General features: G+C 73.5%; 12 protein-coding genes. 4 read left to right on the top strand and 8 right to left on the bottom strand.

Annotated features, from left to right (window positions below; translation table 11 throughout):
* Positions 1-476: 476 nt before the first annotated feature.
* On the bottom strand, positions 477-1,250 hold the full coding sequence (locus tag ACIBW6_RS28570; protein ID WP_399064513.1) for a hypothetical protein: 774 nt from the start codon (positions 1,248-1,250) through the stop codon (positions 477-479).
* Between the two features lie 184 nt (positions 1,251-1,434).
* On the opposite strand from ACIBW6_RS28570, the gene ACIBW6_RS28565 reads away from it, so the two are divergent.
* The 3 genes from ACIBW6_RS28565 (at position 1,435) to ACIBW6_RS28555 (ending at position 3,693) form a co-directional block, all read left to right on the top strand.
* Complete coding sequence (locus tag ACIBW6_RS28565) at positions 1,435-2,004, top strand: SigE family RNA polymerase sigma factor (RefSeq protein WP_399064511.1); 570 nt, start codon at positions 1,435-1,437, stop codon at positions 2,002-2,004.
* A complete protein-coding gene (locus tag ACIBW6_RS28560; RefSeq protein ID WP_399064509.1) occupies positions 2,001-2,732 on the top strand; it encodes a hypothetical protein in 732 nt (243 codons plus the stop codon). The genes ACIBW6_RS28565 and ACIBW6_RS28560 overlap by 4 nt, the downstream gene beginning before the upstream one ends.
* A gap of 124 nt (positions 2,733-2,856) precedes the next feature.
* Positions 2,857-3,693: a pectate lyase gene (locus tag ACIBW6_RS28555; RefSeq protein ID WP_399064507.1), complete on the top strand. Its 837-nt coding sequence runs from the start codon at positions 2,857-2,859 to the stop codon at positions 3,691-3,693.
* A gap of 52 nt (positions 3,694-3,745) precedes the next feature.
* Here ACIBW6_RS28555 and ACIBW6_RS28550 read toward each other — a convergent pair whose 3' ends face one another.
* Complete coding sequence (locus tag ACIBW6_RS28550; RefSeq protein ID WP_399064505.1) at positions 3,746-4,540, bottom strand: HAD family acid phosphatase; 795 nt, start codon at positions 4,538-4,540, stop codon at positions 3,746-3,748.
* A 134-nt stretch (positions 4,541-4,674) separates the two neighbouring features.
* On the opposite strand from ACIBW6_RS28550, the gene ACIBW6_RS28545 reads away from it, so the two are divergent.
* Entirely contained in the window at positions 4,675-4,914 is a 240-nt protein-coding gene (locus ACIBW6_RS28545; protein ID WP_399064503.1) for a hypothetical protein, read from the top strand.
* A gap of 553 nt (positions 4,915-5,467) precedes the next feature.
* On the opposite strand, the gene ACIBW6_RS28540 is transcribed toward ACIBW6_RS28545, so the two are convergent.
* The 6 genes from ACIBW6_RS28540 to ACIBW6_RS28515 all read right to left on the bottom strand — a co-directional run bounded on the left by ACIBW6_RS28540 (position 5,468) and on the right by ACIBW6_RS28515 (position 11,338).
* The gene (locus tag ACIBW6_RS28540) at positions 5,468-6,790 is read right to left on the bottom strand and encodes a polysaccharide lyase family 1 protein (RefSeq protein WP_399064501.1); all 1,323 of its coding nucleotides are present in this window, start codon (positions 6,788-6,790) and stop codon (positions 5,468-5,470) included.
* Positions 6,791-6,851: 61 nt separating this feature from the next.
* Entirely contained in the window at positions 6,852-8,201 is a 1,350-nt protein-coding gene (locus tag ACIBW6_RS28535; protein WP_399064499.1) for an ABC transporter substrate-binding protein, read from the bottom strand.
* Positions 8,198-8,389, bottom strand: coding sequence for a hypothetical protein (locus tag ACIBW6_RS28530; RefSeq protein ID WP_399064497.1), 192 nt, complete (start codon positions 8,387-8,389; stop codon positions 8,198-8,200). Before ACIBW6_RS28530 ends, ACIBW6_RS28535 begins: the two co-directional genes overlap by 4 nt.
* Positions 8,386-9,246 carry a PmoA family protein gene (locus ACIBW6_RS28525; protein ID WP_399064495.1) on the bottom strand — a complete coding sequence of 287 codons (861 nt, stop codon included), beginning with the start codon at positions 9,244-9,246 and terminating at the stop codon, positions 8,386-8,388. The genes ACIBW6_RS28530 and ACIBW6_RS28525 overlap by 4 nt, the downstream gene beginning before the upstream one ends.
* A complete protein-coding gene (locus tag ACIBW6_RS28520) occupies positions 9,243-10,451 on the bottom strand; it encodes a Gfo/Idh/MocA family protein (RefSeq protein WP_399064493.1) in 1,209 nt (402 codons plus the stop codon). Before ACIBW6_RS28520 ends, ACIBW6_RS28525 begins: the two co-directional genes overlap by 4 nt.
* Positions 10,448-11,338 (bottom strand): carbohydrate ABC transporter permease, encoded by an 891-nt coding sequence (locus ACIBW6_RS28515; protein ID WP_399064569.1) that lies wholly within the window; start codon positions 11,336-11,338, stop codon positions 10,448-10,450. The genes ACIBW6_RS28520 and ACIBW6_RS28515 overlap by 4 nt, the downstream gene beginning before the upstream one ends.
* Positions 11,339-11,342: the final 4 nt, after the last annotated feature.

Below are 11,342 nucleotides of genomic sequence, written 5' to 3'. Positions count from 1 at the left end.
GCGGAGTCCCGGTCGGCTCAGCGGTGCAGCCGTGCCTGGCGAGCGGCGCCCGGGCGTTCTGCCGGACGCGGGGCCGGGCGGCTCAGCGCAGGCGACCCCGCCCGGGCAACCGCCACTTCGGCAGGCTGCCGGGCGGAGTCCCGGTCGGCTCAGCGGTGCAGCCGTGCCTGGCGAGCGGCGCCCGGGCGTTCTGCCGGACGCGGGGCCGGGCGGCTCAGCGCAGGCGATCCGGCCCGGGCGACCGCCACTTCGGCAGGCTGCCGGGCGGAGTCCCGGTCGGCTCAGCGGTGCAGCCGTGCCTGGCGAGCGGCGCTCGGGCGTTCTGCCGGATGCGGGGCCGGGCGGCTCAGCGCAGGCGATCCCGCCCGGGCAACCGCCACTTCGGCAGGCTGCCGGGCGGAGTCCCGGTCGGCTCAGCGGTGACAGCGACGTGCAGCGCGCGTCACCCGGGCGGGCGGCCAGGTCCAGCCGGGCGTTCAGCGGCGACGGCGGCGGCGGAGCAGCGCCGCGCGGGCCGCGAGTAGGGGGGTCGCCGCTCCCGCCAGGGCGCCGGAGGCGAAGGTGATGCCCGCGCCGCCCTCGCCGTGCGGGACGGCGATCAGCACGGCCGCCGCGGCGAGCAGCGCGAGGGCGACCGGCACCAGCGCGGCGGAGAGGCGGCGGACGGCGAAGGCGGGGCGGGCCGGAGCGGTGCGCGCCGGGGGCCCGGTCTCGGTCTCCTCCGCCGGGTACGCGGGCGGCGCCGGTTCCGGCCGCAGCCGCTTGTACCAGCCGTAGACGACCCAGGTGCCGCACGGCTGCCAGCCCGCGCGGGCCAGCTCCCGGTCCAGGGCCGCCCGGTCCCCGGCCACCACCTCCCGCCGGTACGCCCAGCGGCGGGGCCGCTCGGGGTCGCGGTGGCCGACGAAGCGCCCGCCGGCGTCGATCCGTTCGACCTCCCAGCCCTCGTCGCCGAAGCGGTTCAGGAGCGCCTCGTCGGCGTAGACGTCGGCGGTCCAGCGCCATGTCTCGACGTGCTCCTCGGGCGCCGCCCGCTCCCCGGGGGCGAGGCGCCGGGCCAGCTCCGCGGCCGGGCCGAACTCCCGGACGGAGGCGCCCGGCGCGGCGGCCGCCCGGTGCGCCCCGAGGCCGGCGACGGTCTCCGTCACGCGGTCCGGCGGCAGCCCGCGGGCGAGCAGCAGGCGCTCCAGCTCGGCCAGGTAGCCGGCGGCGCCGCCCCCGTCCCCAGGGTCCTGCCCGCTTCCGCTCACCACGCTCCCGCCGCCACCGATCTGGTCGCGTCGATGCTAGAGCCTGCGCGGTGCGCCCAGCTCCCCGTCCCGCGGAGCCTCCTCTTCCGTCCGGTACGAAATCCCGCACGACCTTCGAAAAGGCGTACGGAACGCTGGTACGCTCTCGGGTCCCGTCGGGCCGACAGTGAGGGGAGGGAACCGCGTGAGCCCCGTTGTGGACGACGACGCCGCCGCCGAGTTCCACGCCTTCTTCGAGCGGCATCACGCCGAACTCGCCCGCCTCGCCCACCTGTTGACAGGCGAGCCGGACGCCGCCGACGACCTCGCGGCGGACGCGCTGCTCGCGCTCTGGCACCGCTGGGACCGGGTCAGGGACGCCGACCACCCGGTGGCGTACGCCCGCGGCGTCGTCGCCAACCTCGCCCGCACCCGCATCCGCAGCGCGGTCCGCGAGCGGCGCCGCGTCGCCCTGTTCTGGTCGGGCCGCGACGAGCGGGCCGAGGACCCGGACGTGCCGGCCGTGGTCGACGTGCAGGGCGCGCTGCGCGAACTCCCGTTCCGCAAGCGGGCGTGCGTGGTGCTGCGGCACGCGTTCGACCTGTCGGAGAAGGACACCGCGCTGACCCTCGGCATCTCGGTGGGTACGGTCAAGAGCCAGACGTCGAAGGGGCTGGCCGAGCTGGAGCGGCGGCTCGGCCCGGGCGAGCAGGGCGGCCGGGCACCGCGCCGGGTCCGGGCGGTCGGTGCGACGGCGGAAGGAGGCCGGCGGTGAACGACGACGTGCGGCAGCGGCTGCGCGACGCCGCCGGTGCGTACCGCCCCGACCGGGAGCGGATGCTGGCCCGGATCGAGCGCGGCAGGTCAGGCCCGCGCACGGCACCGGCCGGGCGGGGCAGGTCCGTGCCCGGCTGGGTGCGGATCGCCGGGGCCGCCGCCGGGGTCGCCGGGGCGCTCGCCGTGGGCGGTTTCGTGGTGGGCGCGGCGTTCCAGCAGGACGAGGGGCCGCGGCAGACGGTCGCCGTCCCCCCGTCCGCGCGCGCCACGCCGGGCCCGGCCCCGTCCGCCGCGCCGTCGGCGGACACCACACGACGGACGCCCGCCGCCCCGCCGGTCGCCGACGGGCCGCTGTGGTCGGCTGGTGCGGTCGACCCCGGCTCGAACGCCTACTGGGCGCAGAGCGACGTCACGGTCAAGGCGGAGCGGCAGCTGTCCGCGCTGACGGTCGAGGTGCGGGTGGCGCAGACGGGCGGGGTCTCCGACACCGGCAACTGGCGCTCCCTGCCCGCCGAGGACTTCACGGTCTCCGTCACCGAGCGGGACGGGTTCCTGGTCTACCGGTGGGTCCTGAAGGCCGGCCGGACGGTGCCGGTCGGCGAGTACGTGTTCGCCGGGCAGTACGACCACGCGCAGGGCCGGCGGGACGCGGGCGGGGACACGTACGCGGTGACGGGCCGGACCACGGAGGGCGAACGGGCGGCCGTGGGCGGGGACTTCGGGTAGCGAACGGGCGGATATGGGCGGGGACTTCAAGTAGCGAACGGGCAGCTATAGGCGGGGACTTCGGGTAGGCGCGGGAACTTCGAGGAGGGGGCAACCTTTCCCTCCACCCCGGCGACTACGGGGCATGACCGACCAAGCCAAGCACTCCCCCCACCCCCACCGGCGCCGCGTCACCCGCCGCCGGGCCACACTCGGCGGCCTCGCCGCACTCACCCTCACCGGCGGCGCCCTCGCCACGACCGGCATGCTGAGCACGGCCGACGCCGCGACCGCCTGGCCGACGGCCACCGGCACCCGGGCCGTCGGCGCCAGCATCTCGGTGTCGGGCACCTACGACGGCGGCTACCAGCGGTTCTACGGCTCCGGCGACCTGGGCGGCGACGGCCAGGACGAGGGCCAGGACCCGATCTTCGACCTCAAGGACGGCGCCACCCTCAAGAACGTCATCATCGGCTCACCGGCCGCCGACGGCGTGCACTGCGCGGGCAGCTGCACGCTGCAGAACGTGTGGTGGGAGGATGTCGGCGAGGACGCCGCCACCTTCAAGGGGAAGTCCGCCTCGTCCGTCTACACCGTCTACGGCGGCGGCGCGCGGAAGGCGTCCGACAAGGTCTTCCAGTTCAACGGCGCGGGCAAGCTCGTCGTCACCAAGTTCCAGGTGTCGGACTTCGGCAAGCTGGTCCGCTCCTGCGGCAACTGCTCGACGCAGTACAAGAACCGGAACATCATCGTCAACGACGTCGACGTGACCGCGCCGGGCAAGTCGATCGTCGGCATCAACTCCAACTACGGCGACACGGCCGCCCTGCGCGCCGTCCGCATCCACGGCGACAGCAGCAAGAAGATCAAGCCGTGCGTCCGCTACCAGGGCAACAGCTCGGGCGACGAGCCCACGGAGGTCGGCAGCGGCCCCGACGGCACGTACTGCCGGTACACGGCGTCGGACCTCACCTACGACTGAGCGCGCGGCGGCCGGGGGTCTCCGCCCGGCCGCCGTCCGCCGTGCCGGGGTCTCAGCCCACGAAGTACGTCGGGTTCGGGAACTTGTACGTCTTGTCCGCGTACCCGCCGTCGAGGTCGGACTGCTGGTCGCCGAAGTTGCCGACGATGTCGTAGCCGAGGGACTCGATGTGCTTGCGGGTGCCCGCCTTGTACTGCACGGTCGTGCACGTCCAGGCGCCCGGGGAGGCGCAGCCGCGCAGGTAGGCGGGCGGGTCGTCGGCGTTCTTCAGGTACATGTGCCGCGCGTCGAAGTCCGTGCGGATGCCGGCCTTCTCCAGGTTGGTGACGGCCGCGTCGCGCTGCGCCTCGGTCAGGCCCGAGTTGTAGAAGACCTCGACGCCCTTGCTCCGCGCGTACTTGACGAGGGCGGGGGTGCCGAAGACGGCCGGGCGGTTCGCCCCGGCCACGTACGCCGCCCAGGTGGCGCCGTTGTAGACGTAGTTGGTGCGCACCTCGTAGTCGAGGCTGAGCAGCAGCGTGTCGTCGATGTCGAAGACGACCGCGGGCCTGGTGTGGTGGTGCCGCGCCCGCTCGGCCGCCTTGGCGATGTCCTTCTCGGCGCGTGTCTGGATGCGCGCCAGGTCGGCGGCGTAGGCGCTGTGGGGGTCGGCCCGCCAGGTGCCGTCGGCGTCCTGCGTGGCGCCGTAGTACGACTTGATGTCGCCGACGAGCTTGCCGATGTTGTAGGGCTCCGCCGTGGTCCTGGCGGTGGGGACGTCGGCGCCGGCCGTGCCGGTGCCGTAGAGGGCGCCGCCCGCGAGGGCGCACGCGGCGGCGATACCCGCGACTGTGATGGACTTCCGCATGGCCCGTGTCTACGCGCATCACACGGGAGGGGGCGAGGCCAGTTATGGGATCGATACACGTATCGGCCGAACCATTGCTCAGGGATGGCGGCGGCTTGACCCGGGCTTGGAGCGGGCCGTCCTACGCTCACCCGGTGCAGCCGCAGTTCACCGTCGCCTCCTCCTCCCACGGGCAGTCGCCCGTGCTGCTCACCGTGTTCGCCGTGGGCGGCGTCATCGCCCTGTGGGCCGGGCTGAGCTGGGCGTTCGACATACGCGGGCTGCCCGTGCGGCGTACGCACGCCGCCGGGCAGCCGCGCCTGCTCGGTGCCCTCCTCGCCCTGACCGGGCTGATCCTCCTCGCCATCGTGTACGCGCTGTGGCAGCTGGGCTGAGCCGCCTCAGCGGGGCGGGCGCCAGTCGCCGAGATACCGCGCGAGGGTGTGCCGGGCGGCCTGGGCGCGGGTGGGCCGCGGCCGGTTCGCCGGCACGGTGACGACCGTGCCCGGACCCGTGTTGCGGTACTCGGCGAACCGCTGCTCCTGCCAGGGGTGGGCGCGGATCGCGGGCGGCGCCGAGCCAGGTCATGCCGGTCGCGGCAGCGGGGACGGAGACGGTCTTCGCGGTGGACCCCGGGCGCGAGGACGAGGGTGTACCCGTCCCCGGCGACGGCGTCGACGGCGGCCTGGACGGTCGTGTGGTCACCGCTCCCGCGCGGGTCGACATAGAGCGTGCGCGGGTGCAGGCGCCGCGTGGGCGACCCGTAGGCCGCGCCCCCGGCACCGAGAGCGAGCGCGCCGCCGAGACCGACCCCGGCGGCGACGAACTGCCGCCGCCGCAAGCCGATGCGGAGTTCCTGATCGTGCATGCTTGTACTCCGGGTAGCCAGGGGCGCGGGGAACTGCGCGAGCAACCACGCGTCCCCCGCACCCGGCGGACAACGGAACCTCAGCGGAGCCGGTCCGCCCCGGCGCCGCGCGCCACGACCCGGGCCACATCCTTGGCCGGGTCGACCTGCGTACGCAGCGTGGGCGTCCACCCGGCCCCCGAGGCGAGCGGAGTCGTCGGATTCGCCGCGTTGTAGGCGGCGATGAGATCGGTCGCCCTGCCGTTCACGACGTTGTCCCGCGCCGTCACCGGGTAGTCGCTCCACCGGTACAGCACCGCCCCGGCCCCCACCCCCGGCGGCAGCGTGAACGCGTTCTTCTCGGCGTACAGCTGCGACTTGAACCCGATGCCGAACGAGTAGCCGTATCCGGCGCCCGCCACATAGGAGTTGTTGTACGCGTCGACCTGCCCGAACCGCACGCGCGGGGCCCGCTCGACGAGGTTCTCGAAGAGGTTGTGGTGCAGGGTGACCCGCAGCCTGCCCTCGTCGGTGGCGCCCGCGCTGTCGCTGTTGCCGATCATCAGCGTCTTGTCGTGGTCCTCGAAGACGTTCCAGGACGCGGTGACGAGGTCGGCGCCCTTGACCACGTCGAGTTCGCCGTCGTGCTGCTGGAAGAGCCGGCCGAAGTAGCTGGGCAGCGTCGCGTCGGGGTGGTCGCCGTCGGTGAACGTGTTGTGGTCGAGCCAGACGTGCGTGGCGCCGGAGACGACGGCGGCGTCGTACTCGGAGTTCCAGTTGCCGGTGGAGCCGTCGGTCGGGTCCCACTGCGGGAAGCAGTCGAGCGGGGACTCCAGGGTGAGGCCGCGCACGATGACGTTGTCGGCGCCGTTGATCTGCAGGCTGCCGCCGGCGATGCCCGCGCCGCGGCCGACGCCGACGATCGTGGTGTTGGCGGGCACGGCCGCCTTGACGGCCTGGGCCTGGGCGGCGGCGGACCGGTCGCGCAGGTACTCCTGGGTGCCCGGGGTCGCCTTCTCGCCCTCCAGATCCGTGTCGTAGCCCCAGACGGCGGGGTCGTAAGCGGCGAGGTACCGGTCGAAGTCGTAACCGGCGACGGCGAAGCCGGAACAGCCGGCGCCGTCCGCGCCGTTCGCGTGGAGCGTGCCCGCGACCTTGACGATGCGCGGGGCGGTGCCGCCGACGGCGAGGGCCGCCTTGAAGCCGGCCCAGGTGGTGACGGTGAAGACCCGGTCGCGGGTGGCGGCCGCGCCGCCGGTGGTGCCGGTGGTCGCCGACGCCCAGCCGTCGCGCGCGGGCAGCGTCCGGCGCGCGAGGTCGCGGCCGTGGGCCTGGGCGGGGCCCGTGGTGGTGACGGCGAGCGCGAGGGCGGTGCAGCCCACGACTCCAGCAATGATGCGTGCATGACATTTCGATGTGCTCATCGTGCGGCTCCTCAGAGTGGGCAGGTGCGGGGTCGGGCGGGGGCGGTACGGTCGCCTGGGCCTACTTGGCCTGCGCCTTCCACTCCTCCTGTGCCTTGTTCAACTGCTCGGCGAAGGTGTCGAGGAACTCCTTGGCGGACCGCTTGCCGAGCATGACCTTCTGCAGGTCGTCCTCGTTGTCGGCCTTGGAGAGCGTGTTCCAGTCGGGCAGGTAGTACGGCAGGTCCACGATCTTGGTGGAGCCGGAGGAGAGGGCCTCGGCGGCGAGCCGGGTCGGCTCGGACTTCTGCACCCAGGCGTCCCCGGCGGCCTCGGTGTTGGCCGGGATCTGCTTGGCCTGCTCGTTCCACTTGCTGTTCTGCGCATGCGCGGCGGCGAACTCGATGAACTTCCAGGCGGCCTGCTTGTTCTTGCTGGACTTGAAGAGGCCGAGCCCGTCGACAGGATTGGAGACCTGCACGCGCGTGCCGTCCTCGGCGGTCGGGCTGGGCAGGCCGCGGAACTTGTCGCCGAACGCCTTCACGTGGTCCTCGTAGGAGCCCAGGTTGTGGCTGAGCATGCCGATCTGGCCGCTGTCGAACTGGGCGACCATCTTCGTGAAGTCGTTGTTGACATCGGCGGACGGCGTGGCCTTCTTGTAGAGGCCGACGTACTTCTCCAGTGCGGCCACGTTCTTGGGATCGTTGACCGTCGTCCTGGTGTTGTCCGCGTCCCAGAAGGACGTGATGCCGCTCTGCCCGTACATCGCGTCGAGGGCCTGGGCGATGGAGCCCTCGCCGCCGCGGATGGTGTAGCCGAACCTGTTCTTGCCGGTGTCGGTGAGTTCGGCGGCGGCGTCGAAGAACTTCGGCCAGGTCGTCGGCGCGTCCACACCGGCCGCCTTGAACAGGTCGGTGCGGTAGTACAGGACGCCGTTGTTGGCGGAGGTGGGGACGGTGAACAGCTTCGAGCCCGAGCCGCCGGCCGACTTCACGGACTCCACGAAGCTGTCGTTGAGCTTGCCGTTGAGGGTGCTGGTCGCGACCCGGTCGCCGAGGGGTTCGAGGGCGTTCTGCGCGGCGATCCCGGCGAGCATCGCGGTGCCGACGCCGCCGACGTCGGGCAGTCCGCCGCCCTGGATGGCGGTGTCGTACTTGGACTGCACGTTCTCGGCCGGGATGCCGACGTACTTGACCTCGATGCCGGGGTTGGCCTTCTCGAAGTCCTTGATGATCTCCATCCAGACGTCGCGGCGCACTGCCGTGTTGTTGTCCCAGAAGGTGATCTTCCCCTTGCCCGAGCCCTCGTCGCCCTTGTCACCGCCCGCGCCGCTGCCGTCGTCACCGCAGGCGGTCGCGGTGAACGCGAGGACAGTGGTCAGGGCGAGGGCGGTACCGGTGCGGAGCGCGCCGTTGCGCGTACGGATGGTCATGGTCGGCTCTCTTCTTCTGGATCCAGCGGGTGGTCGCGGTGGTCGCGGAGGTTCTCGTGCGGGTTCTCGTTCGGGTTCTCGTGCGGGTTCTCGTGCGGGTTCTCGTTCGGGTTCTCGTGCGGGTTCTCGTTCGGGTTCTCGTGCGGGGTGGTGCGGCGTTGCGTGAGCGGGGCGGTCCCGGCCGTCACGCGGTCACCGCGCGGCGGACCAGGGCGGCGGCCCGGGTCCGGTCGAGGCGGCCGTCGGCGACGACCGTGACCACGCGGCGCACGGCGGTCTGCCCGCCGCCGATCCGCAGCCGGGCCCGGGAGGCGAGCGAGGAGCCGACGCCCGGGTACTCCTCCGTGCGCACGAACCAGGGGTCGTGGCGGGTCTCGGCGGTGGCCCCGGCGAAGACGAGGGTCCAGCCGTCGCCCGCGAGGGCCAGCCAGTCGGCGGTGCGGCCATGCACGGCGGACTCGCCCTCGTGGTCCGCGGTGAAGACGGCGGGTGCCCGGGACTCCTTGGGCGCGCGCCAGAAGAACCCGCCGTAGGCGGCGCCCGGGCGGCCGTTGGTGGCGGGGCTGCCGATGCTCAGCTCCCCGGCGCCCGGGTTGGTGAGGGTGAAGGTGAGGTCCAGCGCCCAGGTGTCGGGCCCGAGCCGGGTGGTGGCGACGGTGCGGCGCTCGCGCAGGACGAGGCAGCCGCCCGCCGTCCACTCCAGCTCCTCGACGAACCCGTCCGGGTCGCAGAGCTTGAACGCGATGTGGCGCTGCTCGCCGTGGTTGTCGAGGGCGGTGGGGCCCTGGCCGCGGACGTAGGTGCGGCCGCCCCAGAAGTTGAACCCGGCGGCGTCGGGCACGGCGACGCCGGCGCCCAGGTGGTGACGGTGGTCGGCGGGCGCGAACTCGGTGACGGGGACGCCGCCGAGGGTGCTGACCGGGTGCAGGCAGGGGCGCGGCGACAGCCGGTGGTCGACGTCGGGGCGCAGGTCGTAGCGGGCGACGGGGCGGCCCGCGCAGCTCAGGGTGAGCGCGGCGGTGGCCTGGCGCGTGAGGTGGCTCACGATGCTGCCTCCAGTCCTGGTGGCCGGGCCCAGACCGCTCCGAGCCCGGCGTAGCCGGTGAGGGAGTCGGCGCTGGCGGCGACGAGTCCGTCGATGCCGTGCACGATCCGCCGGACGGCGCCGTCACCGGCGCCGGGGGCGGTGCGCCACGCCCCGGCGGGCAGGGCCACCGGGTCGGGGGCGCGCCGGACCGCCTCGACGACGCGCATGAAGGCGCCGGTCGCGGCGGGCGGGGCGAGGAGTTCTGCGCCGGTCGTCAGGTGATCGAGGAGGTTCTCCAGCAGGTCCGTGCGGCCGTGCACGCTCTCCCGCGGCCCGTGTCCGGCGCGCTGGACGAGGACGCGGTCCTGCTTGTACCAGAAGGTGATGCGGCCGTGGCTGCCGTGCACGATGACGTACGGCTCCTCGGCGCGCTCGGCGCAGAGCGTGGCCGCGACGGTGACGCGGCCACCGTCGCGCGGGGTGATCTCGACGAAGGAGGTGTCGTCGGCCTCGATGGCGTGGGCGCGGAAGAGTTCGGTGCGGACGGCGGCGAGGTCGTCGGCGCCGGTCGCGCCGGCCAGGGCGAGGGCGGTGGACACGGCGTGGGCGAGGGGGTTGGTCAGGACGCCGTCGACGACGTCCGTGCGGCCGGGGCCCGCGGGGCCGGGGAGGCGGCGGCGCCCCGCCCAGGGCGCACGGCGGAAGTACGCCTCGTCGCGCACCCAGGCCCCGGCGCCGCCGACGCCGAGCGGTTCGCCGATGTGGCCGTCGCGGACCAGGTCCCGTATGTGGGACAGCGCGTGCGAGCCCAGTGACTGGAACCCGATCTGGCAGGCGGTCCCGGCCTCCGTCACGCCCCGGGCCATCCGCTCGAACTCCGCGTACGACGGCGCGGGCGGCTTCTCCAGGAGCAGGTGGACGCCCCGGCGCGCTGCGGTCAGGGCCAGGTCGGTGTGGGTGGGGATCGGGGTGCAGACGATCGCGGCGCGGGCGCCGGTCGCGTCGAGCAGGGCGCCGAGGTCGTCGCCCTGGACGACGGGGGGCCGCTGGGTGTCGAACCCGGCGAGCTCCTGGGCGTCCAGGGCGTCGAGTTCGCAGACCCCGGCGAGGGTGACGCGGCCCGCGTCGGCGAGGCGCCGCAGGTTGTTCAGGTGCCAGCGGCCGTGGCCGCGCGCCCCGGCGAGGACGACGGGGACCGGCTCGGTGACGCGCGCGGCGCTCATCCCTTCACCGCCCCGGCGCTGAAGCCTGTGACGAGCCACTTCTGGATGAACGCGAAGACGATCACCACGGGGACGGCCGCGACGACGCCGCCGGCGGCGAGCGCGCCCAGGTCGACGGAGTCGGCGCCCATGAGCGTGGCGAGCCCGACCGGGATCGTCTGCTTGTCCTGGTCGGAGAGGAACATCAGGGCGAACAGGAAGTGGTTCCAGCTGTGCACGAAGGCGAAGGAGCCCACCGCGATCAGGCCGGGCCGCAGCAGCGGCAGGACGACGGCGCAGAAGGCGCGGAAGCGGCCGCAGCCGTCGACCCAGGCGGCCTCTTCGAGCGAGTACGGCACGTTCTTGATGAACCCGCTGAGCAGGATCATCGTGAGCGGCAGCTGGAAGACGGTCTCGGCGACGATGACGGAGCCGAGCGAGTTGATCATCTTCAGGTTGGCGAAGATCTGGAAGAGCGGGACCAGCATCAGGGCGCCGGGGATGAACTGCGAGCAGAGCAGGGCCAGCATGAACCCCTGCTTGATCTTGAAGTGGAAGCGGGCGAGGGCGTAGCCGCCGGCCAGCGCGACGACGGTGGTCATCAGCATCGAGGCGACGCCGACGAGCAGGCTGTTCTGGAAGAAGAGGCCGAAGGACCGCTCGTTCCACACCTTGTCGAAGTGGTCGAAGGTGAGCGGCCACGGCACCAGCGACGTGGAGCCGGCGGGCCGGAAGGCGAAGAGCAGCATCCAGTAGAACGGGACGAGCGTGAAGAGGAGGTAGACGCCGAGCGGCAGGTAGATCTGCCAGCGCGGCACGTCGTCGTGGGAGCGGCCCTTCCCCGGTGGGAGGGGTGTGCGGCGGCGGTGGCCGCCGGCCGTTGTGGCGGGTGGGGCGGTGGCGGTCAACTGG

Origin of the sequence: Streptomyces sp. NPDC049813 (genome assembly GCF_044465085.1) — a bacterium.
In the GTDB taxonomy this organism is placed as follows: Bacteria; Actinomycetota; Actinomycetes; order Streptomycetales; family Streptomycetaceae; genus Streptomyces.
Note: the sequence above shows the minus strand (reverse complement) of the source record. Positions and strands in the feature narration are given on the sequence as shown.